Here is a 20530-nt window from a genome sequence, read left to right as displayed (position 1 = left end):
CGGTGCCGGAGCACCGGGGCGGGCGTGTCACTGTCGGGCCTCATGAACGTGGGTGCGCACCCGGTGCGTCCTTCCCTGGCCGGGTTGATGATCGTCCTGACCGGGGTCACGGGGCTGGTCGAGGCGGTGAGCCTGCTCGCCCTCGGGCCGGTGTTCACCGCGATGCAGACCGGCAATGTGCTCTTCCTGGCGTTCGGGCTCGCGCGGCAGGGCAACCTGCCCGCGCTGTCGGCCGCGGCCTCGGTGACGGCGTTCGCCGCCGGGGCGGTGTGCGGGGCACGGATGGAGTCGGCCGCGGACGCCCGGGGATGGCGCTGGGCCGAGCTCGGCCTGTACGTGGAGGCCGCGCTGATCCTGGCCGGTGCGGCGACCGGATGGGGTGTGGAGCCGCGTTTCGGGCACCCGAGCGCCGAGCATCTGGCGGTGACCGGGATGCTGGCGGCGGCGATGGGCATCCGGACGGTGACGAGCATGCGGGTGAACGTGCCCGGCGTGCCGACGACCCTGATCACCCGGTCCCTCACCGCGCTGATCGGCAGCTCGGCCCTGGGACGGGACAGCGCCTTCGGGTACGGGACGGGAGCCTGGGTGCGCCGGGCCGGGGCGGTGCTGGCGATGTTCGTGGGCGGGCTGACCGGGGCCCTGCTGATCGGCGCCGGGTGGAAGGTGGGCGCACTGCTGGTGCCCGCCGCGGCGCTGGTCCTCGCGGTGGGCCTGAGCCACCGCGTCCTGCCGCAGCCGCACGGTGCTTAGTTGTGTTCCTTCCACGCTGAATATCGATGCGGAAACGATGCGACTTTGACGGCCCCGCCGCGGCGACGAGTCTCGGGCCATGGACGACGAGGGGCCCGAAAGGCTCGACGAACGCGTCGCGGACGGTTTCGTGGCCGGCGCGGACGACTGTGTGGAGACGGTCTACCGGCACTGGCGGCCGCTGGTCCACGCCCTGGCCCGGCGTGCGCTGGGCGACGAGCGGGAGGCCGAGGACGTGACCCAGCAGGTCTTCCTCGCCGCCTGGCGCGGACGTCACGGCTACCGGCCGGGACCCGGCGGGCTGGGTGCCTGGCTCACCGGGATCACCCGGCACAAGGTGGCCGACGCGCTGCGGGCGCGTAGCCGTCGGGCCGAGGCGGCCGCCGCCGCGCGGGCCTGCCACGACCTGGCGTCGTACCCCGGCACGGCGGCCCGGCCGGAGCCGGAGCCCGAGCGGGTGGTGGACCGGGTGCTGGTCCTCGGGGAACTGGCCCGGCTGCCATCGGCCCAGCAGCGGGTGATGCGCCTCGCCTTCTACGGGGACCTGACGCAGTCGCAGATCGCGGACCGCACCGGACTGCCGCTGGGCACCGTCAAGAGCCATATGCGGCGGGCCCTGCACGGCCTGCGCCGGTCACTGGAGCCGCGTCCGCCACCGGCGCGGCGATGACCTCCAGGCCCGAGCGCAGTCCGAACAGCCGCTCGGTGCGCGGGGCCTGGGTTCCCGCGCCCCAGCCGGGTCCCGCGAGTAGCACCGTCGGGTGGCCCCGGGCGCCCCGCGGGCCCCACTCGATGCCGGCGGCCGAACGCGCCAGCGCCGCGTCCGCGGTGGTCCGGGACTGGGACCACAGCACGACGGCCCGCGGTCCGGTCCGGCGTACGGCGTCACGCAGGGCGCCCGGGGGCAGGTCGGCTCCGAACATCCTCACCGGCAGGCCCCGTTCGCCGAGGGCCGCGGCCAGCGCCTCGATCGGCAGGCTGTGCTGCTCCCCCGGCACGCACGCGAGGAGCACCGGTGGGACGTCCGGGTACGACGGCATCCGGACCGGCCGGATCCGGCGCAGGGCCGAGGAGACGTACCAGGAGAGCAAGTGCTCCACCTCCACGTAACGCTCCCCCGCCGTGGCCCATTTGCGGCCCACCGCGTGCAGGGTCGGCGCGATGACCTCCTCCCACGCGGTGACCAGGCCGTGTTCCGCGAGGGCGGCGTCCAGCAGATCCTCCACGGCCGGCGCGTCCAGCCGTACGGCGGCCCGTGCGAGCCCTCTGCGCTGCTGTCGGACCTCCCCGGGGGGAAGCGATCCGGGCCCGCCCGGGTCCGGCCCCGCCGTACGGGCAACGGGGCGCGCGGCTGTGGCTTCGTCCCGCGCGGCCCGGGCCGCCTCGGCCGGGGGCACGCCCCCTGCGGTGAGCCGGCACATCAGTTCCAGCCGGGCGACGTCCTGCGGGGTCCAGCGGCGGTGGCGCCCGTCCTCTCGGTGGGCCGGGCCGATCGCGTACCGGCGCTCCCAGGAGCGCAGCGTGGTCGGCGAGACCCCGAGGCGCCGGGCGACGGCTCCGGTGCTCAGCGCGGCGGCCGGAAGGTCCTGCGGTGGTTCGGGCTGCGGCACGGACGGCACCCGCCCACGATACGACGGGTGGCCTGCGCGCGAGGGCTCAGCCGGTCCCGCGCCCCCGCCGGAAGCGGTCGAGGCCGTCGGCGAGCTCCACCACCGGGTCCGGGTAGTCGTACCGCGCCCGTTCCAGGCCCTCCAGCCGCCACGGCTCGTGCACCTGCGGGGCGGGCAGCCCGGCGAGCTCCGGCACCCAGCGGTGGACGTAACGGCCCTGCGGGTCGTACCGCAGGCCCTGCCGGACGGGGTTGAGCACCCGGTTGGGGCGGGTGTCGGTGCCCGTTCCGGCGACCCACTGCCAGTTGAGCTGGTTGTTGGCGAGGTCCCCGTCGACCAGGAGGTCCAGGAAGTGGCGCGCCCCGGTCCGCCAGTCGACGTACAGCGTCTTGGTGAGGAAGCTCGCGGCGAGGAGGCGGCCGCGGCCCGGCATCCAGCCCTCGTGACGCAGCTGGCGCATCGCGGCGTCCACCACCGGGTAGCCGGTCTTGCCCTCCTTCCAGGCCTCCGTCTCCTCCTCGGCGGCTGCGCCGGTGCGCCACCGGTCCTGCCTGGCGCGGTAGTCCTCGGCGGCGGCCTCCGGGCGGGCGGCGAGGACCTGGTGGTGGAAGTCGCGCCAGCACAGCTGCCGGACGAAGGCGTCGGCGCCGGGCCCGCCCGCGGCGCGGGCCCGGTGGACCGCCTCGGCAGCCGAGAGGGTGCCGAAGTGCAGGTGCGGGGAGAGCCGGGAGGTGGCGTCGCCGGCCAGGTCGTCGTGGGTGTCCTCGTAGCGGGTGATGCCGGAGCGCAGCCAGTTCGCCAGAAGCCGGCGGGCCTCGGTCTCGCCGCCGCGGGCGAGGCCCGGGGAGACGCCGGTGAGGGCGCCGCGCACGGGCAGCGGCTCGGAGCCGACGCCTTCGGGGAGCCGGACCGTACGAGGTGCCGCGGCAACGGCCCGCGGCGGCAGTTCGGCCCAGCGGCGGAAGTACGGCGTGAAGACGGCGAAGTGGTCGGAGCCGGCGGGCAGGACGGCCCCGGGGGCGACGGCCGTGACCACCGTGTCGTGCACGTGGAGCCGGCGGCCCTCGGCTTCGAGGGCGGCGCGCAGCCGCTCCTCGCGGGCGTGGGCGTAGCCGCTGACCCCGGCGGCCATGTGCACCTCGTCGGCGTCGGTCTCCCGGACGAGTGCGCAGACCTCCCGGACGGTGTCCCCGGAGCGGATCACGAGGCGTCCGCCGCGCTCGCGCAGTCCGGCGTCCAGGTCGGCGAGGCAGTCGGCGAGGAAGGCCTGTCGGTTGGGCGGGGCGAATCCGGCGGCCGCGAGGGCGCGGTCGCGGACGAAGAGCGGGACCACCCGGTCGCAGGAGGAGAGGGCCGCGCGCAGCGGCGGATGGTCGTGCAGGCGCAGGTCGGAGGTGTACAGGACCACCGCGACGTTCATGACTCTCGCTCCTCGTCGGGCTGGGGAGGACGGCTGTCGTGCGGTACTTCGGCCACGGGGGCCTTGCCGGATGCAGCAGATGCAGCAGATGCAGGAGATGCGGGGACATCGGCCGCGCCCTGGCGTTCGGCGGCGCGGGCGATGTTGCGGGCCATTCCGCCGAAGACCAAGGCGTGGAAGGGGGACACGCTCCACCAGTACACGTGGCCGAGCAGTCCGTGCGGGTGGAACAGCGCCCGCTGCCGGTAGCGCGCGCGACCGCTCTCGGGGCAGGGGTCCACGTACATCTCCAGCCAGGCCAGGCCGGGCAGCCGCATCTCGGCGCGCAGGCGCAGCAGCCGCCCCGGCTCGATCTCCTCCACCCGCCAGAAGTCGAGGGAATCGCCCACTCGCAGCCGGGTCGCGTCGCGGCGGCCGCGGCGGATGCCGACCCCGCCGACGAGCCGGTCGAGCCAGCCCCGTACGGACCAGGCCAGCGGGAAGGAGTACCAGCCGTTCTCCCCGCCGATGCCCTCCACCACCCGCCACAGCGCGCCGGGCGAGGCCTCGACGGCCGTCTGCCTCCGGTCGGTGTAGAGGCTGCCGCCCGCCCAGTCGGGGTCCGTGGGCAGCGGGTCGCTGGGCGCGCCCGGCACGGAGGCGGAGGACCAGCGGGTGGTGACCTCGGCTTCCCGCACCCGCCGCAGGGCCAGCGACAGCGCCCGGTCGAACCCGATCGGCGTGCCGGGCGGGTCGGGGACGTGGTGCGCGATGTCGTGCTCCGCGCAGACCACCTCGTGGCGCAGTGATTCGGCGAGCGGCCGGGCCAGCGCCCGCGGTACGGGGGTGACCAGGCCGATCCACCGGCTGGAGAGGCCGGGGGTGAGCATGGGTACGCGCAGGATGAGCCGGTTGGGCAGCTCGGCGACGGTGGCGTAGCGGCGCATCATCTCCTCGTACGTGACCACGTCAGGGCCGCCGATGTCGAAGGCCCGGTTCACCTCGGGCGGCATGGTGGCGCTGCCGACGAGGTAGCGCAGGACGTCGCGCACGGCGATGGGCTGGCAGCGGGTGCCGACCCAGCTGGGGGTCACCATGACGGGCAGCCGTTCGGTGAGGTAGCGCAGCATCTCGAAGGAGGCCGACCCGGAACCGATGATGACGGCGGCACGCAGGACGGTGGCCGGTACGGGACCGGCGAGGAGGATCTCGCCGACCTCCGCCCGGGATCGCAGGTGCGGGGAGAGCTCGTGGACAGGGATGCCCGTGGGGGTGAGCCCGCCGAGGTAGACGACGCGGCGGACGCTGGCGCTGTGGGCCTGCTCGGCGAAGATGCGGGCGGCGGCGCGGTCGCGCTCCTCGAATCCGGAGCCGCCGCCGAGGGCGTGCACGAGGTAATAGGCCACCTCGATGCCTTCCAGGGCCTCGGCCACGGACCGCGGGTCGGTGGCGTCGCCGCGGACGGTCTCGGCCTGTCCGGCCCAGGGGTGGTCGCGGAGTTTCTCCGGGGACCGGGCCAGGCAGCGGACGCGGTGTCCGGCATCGAGGAGCTCAGGCACGAGCCGGCCTCCGATGTAGCCGGTGGCACCGGTGACCAGGCAGTTCAGACCTGACATGGCTCGCTCCGCTCGTGGATCCGCTACGAATGCCGACCAGAACACCGTCGCCCCTCGCATCCGGGAGTGCCATGCGACCCGCCCCGCGGTCCACCCGCCTCTGCAAGATCCGGGTGAACCGGGCCATTGGTACAGTCACGGCATGGCGGTGGACGAGCTCGACACCAGAATCCTGCGCCTGCTGATCGAGCAGCCGCGGACAAGCGTCCGCGAGTACGCCCGGATCCTCGGGGTCGCGCGCGGCACGCTCCAGGCCCGTCTGGACCGGCTGGAGCGCACCGGGGTGATCACCGGGACGGGGCCCGTCCTCTCCCCCGCCGCTCTGGGACATCCGGTGCTGGCCTTCGTGCACATCGAGGTGACCCAGGGGCACCTGGACGACGTGGGTGACGCGCTGGCCGCCGTGCCCGAGATCATCGAGGCGTTCTCGATCACCGGTGGCGGGGACCTGCTGACGCGGGTGGCGGCCCGGGACAACGCGCATCTGGAGGACGTGATCCAGCGGCTGATCCAGCTCCCGGGCGTAGTCCGCACGCGCACGGAGGTGGCCCTGCGCGAGCGGGTTCCGCACCGGCTGCTGCCGCTGGTCGAGTCCGTGGGACGGGCCGCCCGCAAAAGCTGACAGCATGACCGGACAGGACAGGACACGACCGGCAGGACGGGCACAGCGGATGATTTCCGTCATATTCGATCTCGACGGCACCCTCGTGGACAGCGAGCCGAACTACTACGAGTCGGGGCGCCGCACCCTTGGGCAGCACGGGGTTCCCGATTTCACGTGGGAGGAGCACGCCCGGTTCATCGGCATCGGCACCCTGGAGACGCTGGGGATCCTGAAGGACCGGTACGGCATCCGCGCGCCGGTCGAGCAGCTGCTCGCCGAGCAGAACGCCGCCTACCTGGAACTGGCCCGCGCCGGGTGCGAGGTCTTCCCCGAGATGCGGAAGTTCGTGGAGCGGCTGCATTCCGAGGGTGTGGCGATGGCGGTGGCCTCCGGCTCCTCGCGCGAGGCGATCGACGCGGTGCTGGCCGGCACCGGGCTGGACGCCCTGCTGAGGACGGTCGTCTCGGCCGAGGAGGTCGCGCACGGCAAGCCGGCCCCGGACGTGTTCCTGGAGGCGGCCCGCCGGCTGGGCGCCGACCCCGCCGACTGCGTGGTCGTCGAGGACGCGGCCCCGGGCGCGCTGGCCGCCCTCGCCGCGGGCATGGGCTGCATGGCGGTCCCGTACGTGACGGACACCGCGCACGACCCGGCCTTCGCGACCGCCGGGCTGCTCTTCGCGGGCGGGCAGCGGGAGTTCACCGCGGCCGCGGCGTACGACTGGCTCGCCGCGCGCGTGGCTGCCTGACCCCGTCGCGGCCCCGCCGGGGATCGGTGAACCGGCGGCGCGACGCTCTGGCGCCCGGTCACGACGGCTGCCACCATGCCTGCGTGACCGCCACCACGCTGCCCCGGGGGGCAGGGCACGGGCCGCGCCCATGGCCCCTGCTCGGGAATCTGCCCGCCTTCGCCCGTGATCCGCTGGCCTTCTTCGAGTCCCTGCGCGACGAGTACGGCGACTGGGTGCCGTGGTCGCTGGGCCGGCAGCGCAATGTGCTGGTCTCGCGGCCCGAGCACGCCCGTGAGCTGCTCGGCGCCGTGGAGGGCACCTTCAAGCCGATGGAACTGGGCTGGGCCTTCCACCAGTTGCTCGGCGACGGCGTCGTCGTCGCCACCGGCGACGACTGGCGGCGCAAGCGGGCACTGGTCCAGCCGGCCGTTCGGCCGCGCCAGGTCCGCTCGTACGCCGCCACGATGGTGGAATGCGCGGACGCGCTGGCCTGCGGCTGGACCGAGGGCGAACGGATCGACGTACACCGGGAGATGGCCGGGCTCACCCAACGGATCGCGGTGCGCACGCTGTTCGGGAGCGACGCCGCCGGCCGGGAGGCCCCCATCAGCGCGGCCATGGCCACGGCGCAGCGGGAGCTGGGAGTCGAGTTCCGGGGGCTCACGCTGTTCCTGCCGCCGTGGGTACGCACGCCCGGGCGGCGCCGGATGCGGGAGGCGGTGGCGGTCCTCGACCGCGAGATCGCGCACGTCATAGGCGAGCACGAGGCGGCGACGGCGGCCGGGGCCGAGCGGGACGACCTGCTGAGCAGGCTGCTCGCAGCTCGCGACGAGCACGGCGCACCGCTCTCCCGCAAGGAGCTCCGGGACGAGTCGATCACCCTCTACATCGGCGGCCACGAGACCACCTCGACCACCCTGACCCGGGCCTGGCAGCTGCTGTCAGGGGCGCCCGAGGCGCGGGCCCGGCTGACCGAGGAGCTGGACCGGGTGCTCGGCGGACGGCTGCCGATGTATGACGACTACGACCGGTTGCCCTGGACCCGGCAGGTGGTCAAGGAGGCGCTGCGGATCTATCCGCCGATCTGGCTGATCTCCGCGGTGGCCGTGGAGGGCGCGAGCATCGGTGGGCGGCCGGTTCCCGCGGGGACGGCGGTGTGGACCAGCCCGTGGTCGATGCACCGGGACGAACGCTGGTTCCCGGATCCGGAGGACTTCCGCCCCGAGAGGTGGGACGCGGACGCCCCGCATCCGGTGCCGGAACACGCCTGGTTCCCGTTCGGCGGCGGCCCGCGGGCCTGCCTGGGGGCGCGGTTCGCCCTGGTGGAGGCCGCGCTCCTGCTGGCGGTGCTGGGGCAGCGGTTCCACCTGGACAGCGGGAGCGGGCGGGCCGCGGTGTTCCCGGGGCTCACCCTCCAGCCGACCGGGCCGGTCCTGGCGACGCTGCGCCCTCCGGGCCGGCCCGGGGGCGGCCGTAGCCGCTGACGCCCTGAGCCGGCGGACGGCCGCGGGAAGATCCCGCGGTCGTCGCGAGTTGGTAGAACCGTGAACAATGTGACGCGGAACGTGGACGTGGCGGTCATCGGCGCCGGACAGGCCGGCCTGTCCAGCGCGTACCACCTGGCGCGGGCGGGGATCGACCACGTGGTCCTGGACCACGCGCCCCGACCGGGCGGAGCCTGGCAGTTCCGCTGGCCCTCGCTCACCTACGGCAGGGTCCACGGGATGCACGCCCTGCCCGGCATGGAGCTGACGGGCGCCGACCCGCTGCGCCCGTCGTCCCAGGTGATCGGGGAGTACTTCGCCGCCTACGAGGAACGCTTCGGCCTGCGCGTACGGCGCCCCGTGGACGTGTCGGCCGTACGCGAGGGGGACGGCGGACGGCTGCTCGTGGAGACCTCGGCCGGCGACTGGTCGGCCCGGGCCCTGATCAACGCCACCGGGACCTGGGACCGGCCGTTCTGGCCGCGCTACCCCGGCCAGGAGACCTTCCGCGGCCACCAACTGCACACGGCGGACTACCCGGGGCCCGTCGAGTTCGCCGGGGCCCGGGTGATCGTGGTGGGCGGCGGCACCTCGGCGGTGCAGCACCTGCTGGAGATCTCCGAGGCGGCCGCGGAGACCACGTGGGTGACACGGCGGCCCCCGGTCTTCCGCGACGGGAGCTTCGGCGAGGCCGAGGGCCGGGCGGCGGTGGCCCTGGTGGACGAGCGGGTCCGCCGGGGACTGCCGCCGCAGAGCGTGGTGAGCGTGACCGGGCTCCCGCTGAACGAGGCCGTCCGGGCCGGGCTGGACTCGGGCGTGCTCGACCGCCGACCCATGTTCGACCGGATCACCGCCACCGGTGCGGCCTGGGCGGACGGCAGCCACGTGGACGCGGACGTCATCCTGTGGGCGACCGGGTTCCGCGCGGCCGTCGACCACCTGGCCCCGCTGCGCCTGCGCGAGCCGGGCGGCGGCATCCGGATCGACGGGACCCGGGCGGTGCGCGACGAGCGGGTCCACCTGGTCGGCTACGGCCCGTCGGCATCGACGATCGGCGCCAACCGGGCGGGCGGGGCCGCGGTCCGCGAGATCCACCGCCTCCTGGCCCGCGAGCGGGCGGGCGAGCCGGTCGGAGCCCCCGTGGGCTGAGCCCGCTGCGGGGCCCTCAGCCGGCCTCCTGTTCGTCGACAGGGTCGTCGATGGGGAAGATCCGGTCCGGGGTGCCGCCGGCGGCACGGTCCTCCCGGGTCGGGTACACCCAGCCCATCCCGTCCCGCACGGCCAGAACGGGATCGGTCCAGTTCTCGGTGTCCTCCGGGACGAGGATGCGCGTGGTGCCCCGCTCCGCGTCGTGGATCAGGAGCGAGACGATGTTGTAGAGCTGGGCGCCCATGTGGCCGAGTCCCTGCTCCGGGTGGTCCTTCGGGCCCTCGATCCGGATGGTGAAGAAGCGCTCGTCCACCCAGAAGCCGCCCTTGTCCAGCCACTCGCCCTCCCCCACGCGCACGCCGTCCACCCAGAGCCGGGCCTTGCCCGGGTGGTCGCGGAACAGGAGCACCGAACGGTGGCTGTCGCCGTCGGCGAAGGTCACGTCGATCTCGTGCTTGGACCAGCAGTCGATGAAGCTGCTGCACGCCCCGGGTATCCCCCCGTGCCGATAGCTCTCGAGCTTTTCGCCCGGCGGTACGACGGGGTCCTGACTGCAGATCTCGGCGAAGCGGCAGGCCCGGTCGACGCGCCGGGTGCAGCCGAGCCCCATCGCCGCGATGTCGCGCGCCGCGGCTTGCGAGAGCAGTTCCCCCAACCGTTCCACGTACCGTTCCTCGCCGACCAGGGCGGTCAGTTCGGCCTCGGCGAACCACCAGTGGATCAGGTCCACTCCGACGGGTGAACGCGCCAGCCAATCGCGCCATTCGACCACGCTGGGACCCCACCGTTCGACCATCCGCTGGTGCCCTTCCCGCTCGGCGGCCGCGGCGGCCTTCGCGTCCGCTTCCGTGCGCTGCTGAACCAGCTTTCTGATCGACTCCGCGTCGAACGCGAGGTCGTCCGTCGTTTCCGCCTTCGCTTCAGCCTTCGTTTTCGCTCTCCATGGCCATTTCACAGTCCGCCCCCTCGGTCCACGCACTCGGCAGGCCGCCGATCGTAGAACCGTCGCAGGGTCGACCGCGCCTCATTTCCCGGTGGCATCCCCGTGACCTGCACGGGAACCCGCACGGGCGCGGAGCCGGTTGAACTCGGCCACGTGCTTGCGGTGTTCGTCGTAGGTCGCCGAGAAGCGGGTGTCCCCTGGTTTGACGGTGACGAAGTAGAGCCATTTGCCGGGCGTCGGTGCGACCGCTGCCGCCATGGCGTCCAGGCCGGGGCTGTCGATGGGAGTGGGCGGGAGCCCCTGGCGTTCGTAGGTGTTGAAGGGGCTGTCGATCCGGGTGTCGCTCAGGGTGGTGTCCACGGTGTTGCGGCCCAGCGCGTAGTTGATGGTGGAGTCCATCTGGAGCGGCATCGACTTCCCCAGCCGGTTGTGCACCACCCGGGCGACCTTGCCCATGTCGGCCCGGCCGTCGGCTTCCGCTTCGATGATGCTGGCCAGGGTGGCCGTCTGGTACGGGGTCATCCCGTGGGCCTTGCCGCCGTCCGCGACGGCCGGGGTGGCGAGCTTCCGGTTCGTCGTCTGCACCATGTACGCGAGGAGCGCGCCCGGGGTGGTCTTCGAGGTCACCGGGTAGGTGGCCGGGAAGAGGTAGCCCTCGGGGTTCCCCTTCGCCTCGGCGGGCAGGGCCAGACCGGCGGTGGGCACGGCCGCCTTGGCCGAACCGGCCGGGAGCCCCAACGCGCGGTCGATCGCCGCGTACACCTGGGGTGCCCGCCAGCCCTCGGGGATCACCAACTGACGCGGCTTTTCCGGCTCTTCACCACCCCGCAGCAGCGGAACCAGAACTGCCGCCCCGATCGCGACCAGCGTGCCGAGGAAGAGCAGCGCCAGCCGGCCCCGGGGGGTGAGCCGGGAACGACGTTGTGGCGGCCGGTACTCATGACGCATGCGGGAACGCTAACCCGCACATCATCACATTTCTGACATCCGCTCGGCGTGCCGGTCATACGGTCACACATTCACCGGAGCAAGTTCGGTGTCCTGCAGCGATGCCGACGGCTGCGCCGCGTCCCGGTCGCGGCGGACCAGGGCCGCATACCGGCCGTCGGCCTTCAGTAGCTCCTCGTGGGTGCCGCGCTCGGCTATCCGGCCCGCGTCCAGGACCACGATCTGGTCGGCGTCGCGGACGGTGGAGAGGCGGTGCGCGATGGTGATGGTGGTACGACCCTGGGAGAGGTTGTCGATGGCCCGCTGGACGGCGTGCTCGGTGCGCGTGTCGAGAGCGCTGGTGGCCTCGTCGAGGATCAGCACCGGCGGGTCCCGCAGGATGGTGCGGGCGATCGCGAGGCGCTGCTTCTCGCCGCCGGAGAACCGGTATCCGCGCTCGCCGACCAGGGTCTGGTACCCGTCGGGCAGGGACTCGATGTGGTCGTGGATCTGGGCGGCGCGGGCCGCTTCGGTGATCTCCTCGTCCGTCGCGTCAGGCTTGGCGAAGCGCAGGTTGTCCGCGACCGAGGCGTGGAAGAGGTACGTCTCCTGGGAGACCACGCCTATGGAGCGGGCCAGCGAGTCGAAGTCGAGGTCACGCACGTCCACCCCGTCGAGGGCGACCCGTCCGCCGGTGACGTCGTAGAGCCGGGGCACCAGGTAACTGAGCGTGCTCTTGCCGGAGCCGGTCGGGCCGACCACGGCGAGGGAGCCGCCGGCCGGGACGGTGATGTCGATGCCCGTGAGGGTCGGGCCGCTCCCGGCGTCGTACGCGAAGTGCACGTCCTCCAGGCGGATCTCGCCCTTGGCCCGCTCCAGGCGCACCGGGTCCTCGCGCTCGGTGATGTCCACCGGCAGGTCGAGGTACTCGAAGATGCGGGCGAAGAGGGCGAGCGAGGTCTGGATCTGCACACCGGTCGACAGCAGGCTCACGGCGGGCCGGAACAGGCCCTGCTGGAGCGTGACGAAGGCGACGAGGGTGCCGACGGAGAGCGAGGGGGCGCCCGTCTGGAGGGCTATGCCCGCGGCCCAGTAGATGAGCGCGGGCATGGCCGCCATGACGATGCCGATGGTGGACATCCGCCAGCGTCCGGCCATGCTGGAGCGCACCTCAAGGCCGACGAGCTTCTCGGACTCCTCCGAGAACGCGGACGTGAGGGACCCGGAGCGGCCCATCGTGCGGCCCAGCAGGATGCCGCTCACCGACAGCGACTCGGTCACGGTCGCGGCCATGGCGGCCATCTGCTTCTGCCGCTGCGTGGTGATCTTCTTGCGCTCGCGGCCGACCCGCCGGCTGATCCACACGAAGACGGGGAGCAGGAGCAGCGACACCAGGGTGAGCCGCCAGTCGAGCGCGAGCATGGCGACGACGGAGGCGATGACGGCCGTCAGATTGGAGACGAGCGAGGTCGCGGTGGAGGTGACGGTGGCCTGCATGCCGCCGATGTCGTTGGCTATGCGGGACTGCACCTCACCGGTGCGGGTCCGGGTGAAGAAGGCCAGCGGCATCCGCTGGAGCTGGGCGTAGACGGCGGTGCGCAGGTCGTGCATGACGCGCTGGCCGACCGTGGTGGAGATCAGGGTCTGGAGCACGCCGAAGACGCTGGTGACGACGGCCGTGAGGATCATGCCGAGGGCGAGCAGGCTGAGCAGCCCGGTACGGCCCTCGGGGATCGCGACGTCCAGGATCTCCTTCAGCAGGAACGGCGAGGCGACGCCGACCAGCGAGGAGGCGGCGACCAGCAGGCCGACGACGGCGAGGCGGCCGCGGTAGGGCCGGAAGAGGCCCATGATGCGGCGCAGCTCGCGCGGCTGCTCCGCCGGGGCGGGCCGGTCGGGGTCGAGGGGGACTTTCGATGGGGTCCACTTCGGTTCGTCGCGCATGGGCGCCCTCTCGGGGTCGGAAGTCGAGGCCATTGGAGCATAGGTCATTGTTACCTATACTCACAATGAATGGGGTCCTGATATTGTTCCGGCATGAGCTCCGCCTCCGACACCGATCGCCTCCTCGCCGAACAGCTGCTGCGCCTGACGCGCAGGCTCCACCGGATCCAGAAGCGCCACATGGAACCGCTCGGGATCACTCCCGCCCAGGGTCGGCTGCTGCGCCTCGTCTCGCACTACGAGGACGACCAGGCACCCCGAATGGCGGATCTCGCCGCCCGCCTGGAGGTCGTCCCGCGCGCCGTGACCACCCTTGTGGACGGCCTGGAGGCGGCCGAGTGCGTGCGCCGCGCGCCCGACCCCGCGAACCGCCGCGTCATACGGATCGAGCTCACCGACACCGGCCGCGCCACGCTGCGCCGTCTGCGCAACGCGCGGACCGACGCGGCAGAGGAGATCCTGGCCCCATTGACCGCCGAACAGCGCGAGGTGCTCGGCGGACTGCTGAACGCCCTGTCGGACGCCCCGGCGGAGCGCCGCTGCTGACGGGGCCACGCGTGGGCCGCGATGAGGCGAGGGGTCCCACATGCCGCTGCTGGAACCGAGGCCCGGGGCGCTGCGCCCGCGCAGCATCAGCGGCCCCGCCCCCGACCGGGTGCCCGGGCACCGGGCCGCCGGCACCCCGGAACCGCTGCGCACCGAGCTGGCCGAGCTGCTCGGCCCCGAGAAGGTGCTGTGGAAGATCTCCGACCTGGTCCGCTACGCCTCCGACGCCTCCCCCTACCGCTTCGTCCCCCAGGTCGTGGTGATCGCCGAGGACATCGACGACATCTCCGCGGTCCTCTCGTACGCCCACGGCCGCCGGCGCGAGGTCGTCTTCCGTGCCGCGGGCACCTCGCTCAACGGCCAGGCCCAGGGCGAGGACATCCTCGTCGACGTACGCCGCCACTGGGCCGGCGTCGAGGTGCTGGACGCAGGCCGGCTGGCCCGGATCCAGCCCGGCACCACCGTATTCCGGGCCAATGCCGCCCTCGCCCGGCACGGCCGCGTACTCGGCCCCGACCCGGCCAGTGCCATCGCCTGCACCCTCGGCGGAGTCGTCGCCAACAATGCCTCGGGCATGACGGCGGGCACCATGAGGAACTCGTACCGCACGCTGTCCTCCCTCACCCTCGTGCTCCCGGGCGGCACCGTGGTGGACACGGCGGACCCGCTGGCCGACGAGGAGCTGGCGCGCGCCGAGCCGGCCCTGTGCCACGGGCTGATGGAGATCAAGGCGGAGATCGAGGCCGACGCCGCGCTGGTCGCCCGGATCCGCGCCAAGTACGAGATCAAGAACACCACGGGCTACCGGCTCGACGCCTATCTGGACGGCAACACCCCCGTGGAGATCCTGCGCGGGCTGACGGTCGGGTCGGAGGGCACCCTCGGCTTCATCGCCGAGGTCGTCTTCGACACCCTCCCGCTGGACCGCGAACTATGCTCCGCCCTGCTGTTCTTCCCCTCGCTGCCCGCCGCGGCCGCCGCCGTACCGCTCTTCAACGAGGCCGGCGCCATCGCCGTCGAGCTGATGGACGGCAACACCCTGCGGGCCTCCGTCAGCGTCGCGGGCGTCCCCGCCGACTGGGCGGACCTGCCCAAGGACACCACCGCCCTGCTGGTGGAGTTCCGCGCCCCGGACGAAGCCGGCCGGGACGCGTACGAGCGCCGCGCGACGCGGCTGCTCACCGGACTCGACCTCGTCGCCCCGGTCGCCTCGGTCACCAACGCCTTCACCCGGGACCCCAGGACCATCGGCGGCTACTGGACGGCCCGCAGGGCCTTCGTCACCGCCGTCGGCGGAGCTCGCGCCCCCGGCACCACGCTGATCACCGAGGACTTCGCGGTGCCGCCGTCCCGGCTGGCCGAAGCTTGCGAGGCGCTCCTCGAACTCCAGGCGGAGCACGGCTTCGACGCGGCCGTCGCCGGTCACGCCGCCCACGGCAACCTGCACTTCCTGCTCGCCTTCGACGCCGCCGACCCGGCGGACGTCGAGCGGTACGCGGCCTTCATGGACGCCTTCTGCCGGCTCACCGTGGAACGGTTCGACGGCTCGCTGAAGGCCGAGCACTCCACCGGACGCAACATGGCGCCCTTCCTGGAACTGGAGTGGGGGGCCGAGGCCACCGAACTGATGTGGCGCACCAAACGAGTCGTCGACCCGGAGGGGGTGCTCGCCCCGCGGATCCTCCTCGACCGCGACCCGCAGGCACACCTGCGCGGACTGAAGACCATCCCGCGGGTGGAGGCGGTGGCCGACCCGTGCATCGAGTGCGGATTCTGCGAACCGACCTGCCCCAGCGAGGACCTGACGACCACTCCGCGCCAGCGGATCGTACTGCGCCGCGAGATGACGCGGCAGCAGCCCGGCTCCACGGTGCTGGACGGGCTGCTCGACGCCTACGGCTACGACGCCGTCGACACCTGCGCGGCCGACTCCACCTGCAAGCTCGCCTGCCCAGTCGGCATCGACACCGGCGCGCTGATGAGGGATTTCCGCCACCGCCGGCACAGCGCCCGCGAGGAGCGGGCCGCGGAGCTGGCCGCGCGGCGGTTCCGTGCCGTCGAGGCCGCCGCCCGGCTCGCCGTGGCCACCGCCGATCAGCTGAGGAACCGGTTCGGGGACCGCCTGCTGAAGGCCGTCACGGGGGCCGCGCGCAAGGCCGTACGACCGGACCTGGTGCCGCGGTGGCTGCCGCAGATCCCCGGAGCCGCGGCGCGCAGACTGCCCGCCTCCCGGCGGGTGGGCGCCTCGGCGGTGTACTACCCGTCCTGCGTGAACCGGATCTTCGGCGGCCCCGGCGGCCGGCCCGGGCCCTCGCTGCCAGAGGCCGTGGTGGCCGTGTCGGAGCGGGCCGGGAAGCCCGTGTGGATCCCCCGTGACGTGACCGGCACCTGCTGCGCGACGATCTGGCACTCCAAGGGCTACGACGCCGGGAACCGGGTGATGGCCAACCGCATCGTCGAGGCGGCCTGGGGCTGGACCGCCGGCGGACGGTTGCCGTTGGTCGTCGACGCCTCCTCCTGCACGCTGGGCATCGCCCACGAGGTCGTCCCCTACCTGACCGAGGGGAACCGGTCCCTGCACGCGCAGTTGCGCATCGTCGACTCGGTGGTCTGGGCGGCCGAGGAACTGCTGCCGCACCTGGAGATCCGTCGAACGGCCGGCTCGGCGGTCCTCCATCCCACCTGTTCGATGCGGCACTTGGGTGACGAGGGACAGCTGCGGGCCGTCGCCGAGGCGTGCGCCGACGAGGTGGTGGTCCCGGACGACGCGGGGTGCTGCGCCTTCGCGGGTGACCGGGGCATGCTGCACCCCGAGCTGACGGACTCGGCGACGGCACGCGAGGCCGCCGAGGTGACGGCGCGGCCGTTCGACGCGCACCTGTCGGCGAACCGGATGTGCGAGGTGGGCATGGAGCGGGCGACCGGGCGCGGCTATTACTCGGTCCTGCTCGAACTGGAGCGCGCCACCCACCCCTGAGTCGCCTTTCTGACCTCGCGCCACGTCGTACGACGGGACCGTAAACCTCCCCGCGGCGAGGCGTGGAGGACGGAAAATCGATTGCCCGGCTCCGGTCAGAAAGGCGAACCTTGCACGGTTTGGACCACTCGACCAGTCATGGGGCGTCATGCAGATCAGCGATCTTCCGTATCCGGACCCCGGGGTACCCGACGCCCGTTCCGGGCCCCGGTTCCTGATGTGGCTGGGCCGGGGTCAGCTCGGCGGACAGCTCAAGAGCCTGTGCTGGGGACTGGTGCACTTCGGCGGCATCGCCGGACTGCCGTACGCCGTGGGCACGGGCATCGACGCGGTCGTCGACCGCGACTCCACCCGGCTGCTCCTCGTCGGCGGGCTGCTCGTGCTGCTCGGCGCCGCCATCTCGCTCGGCGACTCCATGCTGCACCGGACGGCCGTCACCAACTGGATCACGGCCGCCGCTCGCGTGCAGCAGCTGCTGGCGCGCAAGACCGCCGAGCTGGGCTCCGCCCTGACCCGCCGGGTCGCCGCGGGCGAGGTGGTCGCGGTCTCCACCGGCGATGTGGAGAAGATCGGCTGGTTCGTCGAGGCGGTCTCCCGCTTCCTCGCCGCCGCGTTCACCGTCGTGCTCGTCTGCGTCGGTCTGCTGTTCTACGCGCCCGAGCTGGGCGTGGTCGTGGCGATCGGCGTGCCGCTGGTCGCCCTGGCGGCGTTGCCGTTGCTGCCCCGCGCCACCCGACGCGCCGACATCCAGCGGGAGAAGGCGGGCAAGGCCACCGAGCTGGCCTCCGACACCGTCGCGGGTCTGCGGGTACTGCGCGGCATCGGCGGCGAGGAACTCTTCCTCGGCCGCTACCGCGAGGCTTCGCAGGAGGTCCGCAAGGCGGCTGTGCGCAGTGCCCGGATGTGGGCGCTGATCTCGGCGATCCAGGTGCTCCTGCCGGGCACGCTGCTGATCACGGTGGTCTGGTACGGCGCCGCGCTCGTATCGGACGGGCGCATCGCGGTGGGTGAACTCGTCGCGGTGTTCAGCGCGGTGGCCACGCTGCTGTACCCGCTGCGCCACTTCGAGGAAATCGCAATGGCGTACTCGTTCTCGCGGCCCTCGGCCAAGCGGGCTGCCCGGGTGCTGTCGCTGACCCGTACCGACGCCGCCGAGCGGTCGCCGGCCGCCGAGCCGCCGAAGGCTCCGTCCCCGGGCGGGGACCTGTACGACCCGCAGACCGGACTGCTGGCTCCCGCAGGCCGGTTCACCGCCGTCGTGTGCGGCGACCCGGACCTGGCGGGCCGGCTCGCGGAGCGTCTCGGCGGCCACCCCATGGACACGGACGCCGACGCCGCCGCCGGACCCTCGGCGCTCCTCGGCGGGGTCGCGCTGGACGAGCTCGCGCTGGACACCGCGCGCACGCTGGTCCTCGTACAGGACAAGGATCCGGTCCTGCTGTCCGGGACCCTGCGCGAACTGTTCGACGTACCGTCCTCGGGGGCGGTCCAGTCCGGTGCGGCCCTGGCGGCGGCCCAGTGCGCGGACGTCCTGGACGCGCTGCTGCAGTCGGCGCCGGACGGGGTCGACGATCCGATGGACGCGCGGATCACCGAGCGCGGCCGGTCGCTGTCCGGCGGGCAGCGCCAGCGGCTCGCGCTGGCGCGCTCCCTGGTGACCGACCCCGAGGTGCTGGTACTGGACGAGCCGACCTCGGCGGTCGATTCGCACACCGAGGCACGGATCGCGGACGGGGTCGCGTCCCTGCGCGCCGGGCGCACCACCGTGGTCCTGGCGTCCTCGCCGCTGCTCCTGGACCGCGCCGACCGGGTCGTCCTCATCCACGAGGGCACGGTCGCGGCGGTCGGTACGCACCGCGAACTGCTGCACGGCGAACCGCTCTACCGGGCGGTCGTCACGCGCGAGACGGAAGAGGAGCAGCGGGTCACGCCCCTCGGGCTGACGGAGCTGGAAGAAGCACTCACAGAGATCGAGGAATCCGCATGATCGGCGTGGCACCGCCGGAGTACGATCCGGCGGCCCCCGAGTCGGCCGCGACCCTGCCCGTGGGCACGTCGGCGACCGTACGGGGCTATGTGCGCGGCCTGTTCCGGCGACACCGGCGGGCCTTCGCGGTGCTGGTGGGCGTCAACGCCGTCGCGGTGATCGCCTCCATGGTCGGCCCGTACCTGCTGGGCCGGGTCGTGGACGATCTCGCGGCGGGGGCGCGGGAGCTCCATCTGGAGCGCGTGGCGCTGCTGTTCGCGGTGGCGCTCGCCGTCCAGGCGCTCTTCGTCCGGCTGGTCCGGCTGCGCGGGGCGATGCTCGGCGAGGAGATGCTCGCCGATCTGCGCGAGGACTTCCTGGTGCGGTCCGTGGGGCTGCCGCCCGGTGTACTGGAGCGCGCGGGCACCGGTGACCTGCTGTCGCGGATCACCACCGACATCGACCGGCTCGCCAACGCCATGCGCGAGGCCGTGCCGCAGCTGGCCATCGGCGTGGTGTGGGCGGGGCTGCTCTACGGCGCGCTCGCGGTGACGGCGCCGCAGCTCGCGCTGGCCGCGCTGGTGGCGCTTCCGGTGCTGGTGATCGGCTGCCGCTGGTACTTCCGGCGGGCGCCGTCGGCGTACCGCTCGGAGGCGGCCGGCTACGCGGCGGTCGCGGCCGCGCTCACCGAGACGGTGGACGCGGGCCGCACGGTCGAGGCGCACCGTCTCGGGGAGGACCGGATCGCACTGTCGGAGCGCCGGATCAAGCAGTGGACGGCGTGGGAGCGGTACACCCTGTTCCTGCGGACGGTCCTCTTCCCGGTCGTCAACGTCACGTACGTGACGATCCTCGGCTCCGTGCTGATGATCGGCGGGTACTGCGTGCTGCGGGGCTGGATGTCGGTGGGGCAGCTGACCACGGGTGCGCTGCTGGCGCAGATGATGGTCGATCCGATCGGCCTGATCCTGCGCTGGTACGACGAACTGCAGATCGCCCAGGTCTCGCTGGCCCGGCTGGTGGGCGTCCGGGAGATCGAGTCGGACGCCGGGGATCCGGAGGTCGGGCCGGAGGGCCGGGACGTCCGGGCGGACGAGGTGCGCTTCGGCTACCGGGAGGGCGTGGACGTACTGCACGAGGTGTCGATGTCCGTGCCGCCGGGCACCCGGATGGCGCTCGTCGGCCCCTCGGGTGCGGGCAAGTCCACGCTGGGCCGGCTGCTCGCGGGCATCTACGCGCCGCGGACCGGCGAGATCACCCTCGGCGGGGCACGGCTGTCGCGGATGCAGGCGGAGCGGGTGCGCGAGCACGTGGCACTCGTCAACCAGGAGCACCACGTGTTCGTGGGCTCGCTGCGGGACAACCTGCGCCTGGCCAGGACGGGTGCCGGGGACACGGAGCTGTGGGCGGCGCTGGGTGCGGTGGACGCGGACGGCTGGGCACGGGCCCTGGAGGCCGGCCTGGACACCGAGGTCGGCTCCGGGGGCACGGCGCTGACCCCGGCTCAGGCGCAGCAGGTCGCGCTGGCCCGGCTGGTGCTGGCGGACCCGCACACGCTGGTGCTGGACGAGGCGACGTCACTGCTGGACCCGCGTGCGGCACGGCACCTGGAGCGTTCCCTGGCCCGGGTGCTGGACGGCCGTACGGTCATCGCGATCGCCCACCGGCTGCACACCGCGCACGACGCGGATGTGATCGCGGTGGTCGAGGGCGGCAGGATCAGCGAACTCGGGTCGCACGACGAGCTGGTCGCCGCCGACGGCGCGTACGCGGCGCTGTGGCGGTCCTGGCACGGGTGACCCCGGTGCGCGGGGCGACCGAGGGGCGGCCGGACCACAGGGGGTCCGGCCGCCCCTCGGCGTTCGGTCAACCGTCGGGCCTTGAC

The 20530-nt window shown here is 73.3% G+C and carries 16 protein-coding genes; 10 read left to right on the top strand and 6 right to left on the bottom strand.

Annotation, left to right across the window (positions count from 1 at the left end; translation table 11 throughout):
- Nucleotides 1-42: 42 nt before the first annotated feature.
- Together ACFYOB_RS08115 and ACFYOB_RS08110 are read left to right on the top strand one after the other, a co-directional pair.
- Complete coding sequence (locus ACFYOB_RS08115; RefSeq protein ID WP_388556149.1) at nt 43-753, top strand: YoaK family protein; 711 nt, start codon at nt 43-45, stop codon at nt 751-753.
- Nucleotides 754-832: 79 nt separating this feature from the next.
- Nucleotides 833-1423: an RNA polymerase sigma factor gene (locus ACFYOB_RS08110; protein ID WP_388556146.1), complete on the top strand. Its 591-nt coding sequence runs from the start codon at nt 833-835 to the stop codon at nt 1421-1423.
- Here ACFYOB_RS08110 and ACFYOB_RS08105 read toward each other — a convergent pair.
- Genes ACFYOB_RS08105 through ACFYOB_RS08095 form a run of 3 tightly spaced genes read right to left on the bottom strand, consistent with a single transcriptional unit; the run spans nt 1347 to nt 5378 of the window.
- Nucleotides 1347-2372, bottom strand: coding sequence for a MerR family transcriptional regulator (locus ACFYOB_RS08105; RefSeq protein WP_388556144.1), 1026 nt, complete (start codon nt 2370-2372; stop codon nt 1347-1349). The two genes, ACFYOB_RS08110 and ACFYOB_RS08105, sit on opposite strands and share 77 nt — an antisense overlap.
- 37 nt (nt 2373-2409) lie before the next feature.
- A complete protein-coding gene (locus ACFYOB_RS08100) occupies nt 2410-3783 on the bottom strand; it encodes a cryptochrome/photolyase family protein (protein WP_388556142.1) in 1374 nt (457 codons plus the stop codon).
- Nucleotides 3780-5378 (bottom strand): SDR family oxidoreductase, encoded by a 1599-nt coding sequence (locus tag ACFYOB_RS08095; protein ID WP_388556139.1) that lies wholly within the window; start codon nt 5376-5378, stop codon nt 3780-3782. Before ACFYOB_RS08095 ends, ACFYOB_RS08100 begins: the two co-directional genes overlap by 4 nt.
- A 142-nt stretch (nt 5379-5520) precedes the next feature.
- Between ACFYOB_RS08095 and ACFYOB_RS08090 the strand changes: the two genes are divergently transcribed.
- The 4 genes from ACFYOB_RS08090 to ACFYOB_RS08075 all read left to right on the top strand — a co-directional run bounded on the left by ACFYOB_RS08090 (nt 5521) and on the right by ACFYOB_RS08075 (nt 9342).
- Nucleotides 5521-6000 (top strand): Lrp/AsnC family transcriptional regulator, encoded by a 480-nt coding sequence (locus tag ACFYOB_RS08090; protein ID WP_388556136.1) that lies wholly within the window; start codon nt 5521-5523, stop codon nt 5998-6000.
- Between the two features lie 49 nt (nt 6001-6049).
- Nucleotides 6050-6727 (top strand): HAD family hydrolase, encoded by a 678-nt coding sequence (locus tag ACFYOB_RS08085; protein WP_388556133.1) that lies wholly within the window; start codon nt 6050-6052, stop codon nt 6725-6727.
- Nucleotides 6728-6810: 83 nt separating this feature from the next.
- Nucleotides 6811-8193, top strand: a complete 1383-nt coding sequence (locus ACFYOB_RS08080) for a cytochrome P450 (RefSeq protein WP_388556129.1) — start codon at nt 6811-6813, stop codon at nt 8191-8193.
- 60 nt (nt 8194-8253) lie between these two features.
- Nucleotides 8254-9342, top strand: coding sequence for an FAD-dependent oxidoreductase (locus ACFYOB_RS08075; RefSeq protein ID WP_388556126.1), 1089 nt, complete (start codon nt 8254-8256; stop codon nt 9340-9342).
- A 16-nt stretch (nt 9343-9358) separates the two neighbouring features.
- Here ACFYOB_RS08075 and ACFYOB_RS08070 read toward each other — a convergent pair whose 3' ends face one another.
- The 3 genes from ACFYOB_RS08070 to ACFYOB_RS08060 form a co-directional block, all read right to left on the bottom strand.
- Nucleotides 9359-10297, bottom strand: coding sequence for a hypothetical protein (locus ACFYOB_RS08070; protein WP_388556124.1), 939 nt, complete (start codon nt 10295-10297; stop codon nt 9359-9361).
- A 69-nt stretch (nt 10298-10366) separates the two neighbouring features.
- On the bottom strand, nt 10367-11233 hold the full coding sequence (mltG, locus tag ACFYOB_RS08065) for an endolytic transglycosylase MltG (RefSeq protein WP_388556121.1): 867 nt from the start codon (nt 11231-11233) through the stop codon (nt 10367-10369).
- A gap of 63 nt (nt 11234-11296) precedes the next feature.
- Nucleotides 11297-13156, bottom strand: a complete 1860-nt coding sequence (locus tag ACFYOB_RS08060; protein ID WP_388556118.1) for an ABC transporter ATP-binding protein — start codon at nt 13154-13156, stop codon at nt 11297-11299.
- A 93-nt stretch (nt 13157-13249) separates the two neighbouring features.
- Here ACFYOB_RS08060 and ACFYOB_RS08055 point away from each other — a divergent pair, with 93 nt between their 5' ends.
- From ACFYOB_RS08055 to ACFYOB_RS08040, 4 genes are all read left to right on the top strand, one after another.
- Complete coding sequence (locus ACFYOB_RS08055) at nt 13250-13702, top strand: MarR family winged helix-turn-helix transcriptional regulator (RefSeq protein WP_388556115.1); 453 nt, start codon at nt 13250-13252, stop codon at nt 13700-13702.
- 40 nt (nt 13703-13742) lie between these two features.
- Entirely contained in the window at nt 13743-16679 is a 2937-nt protein-coding gene (locus ACFYOB_RS08050; RefSeq protein ID WP_388556112.1) for an FAD-binding and (Fe-S)-binding domain-containing protein, read from the top strand.
- A gap of 148 nt (nt 16680-16827) precedes the next feature.
- Entirely contained in the window at nt 16828-18666 is a 1839-nt protein-coding gene (locus ACFYOB_RS08045) for an ABC transporter transmembrane domain-containing protein (RefSeq protein WP_388556110.1), read from the top strand.
- Nucleotides 18663-20444 (top strand): ABC transporter ATP-binding protein, encoded by a 1782-nt coding sequence (locus ACFYOB_RS08040; protein ID WP_388556107.1) that lies wholly within the window; start codon nt 18663-18665, stop codon nt 20442-20444. Before ACFYOB_RS08045 ends, ACFYOB_RS08040 begins: the two co-directional genes overlap by 4 nt.
- Nucleotides 20445-20530: the final 86 nt, after the last annotated feature.

The sequence above is a fragment of the Streptomyces sp. NPDC006463 genome, assembly GCF_042870715.1.
Taxonomy (GTDB): domain Bacteria; phylum Actinomycetota; class Actinomycetes; order Streptomycetales; family Streptomycetaceae; genus Streptomyces.
The sequence above is the reverse complement of the archived record's forward strand: the minus strand, read 5'-3'. Positions and strand labels throughout refer to the sequence as shown.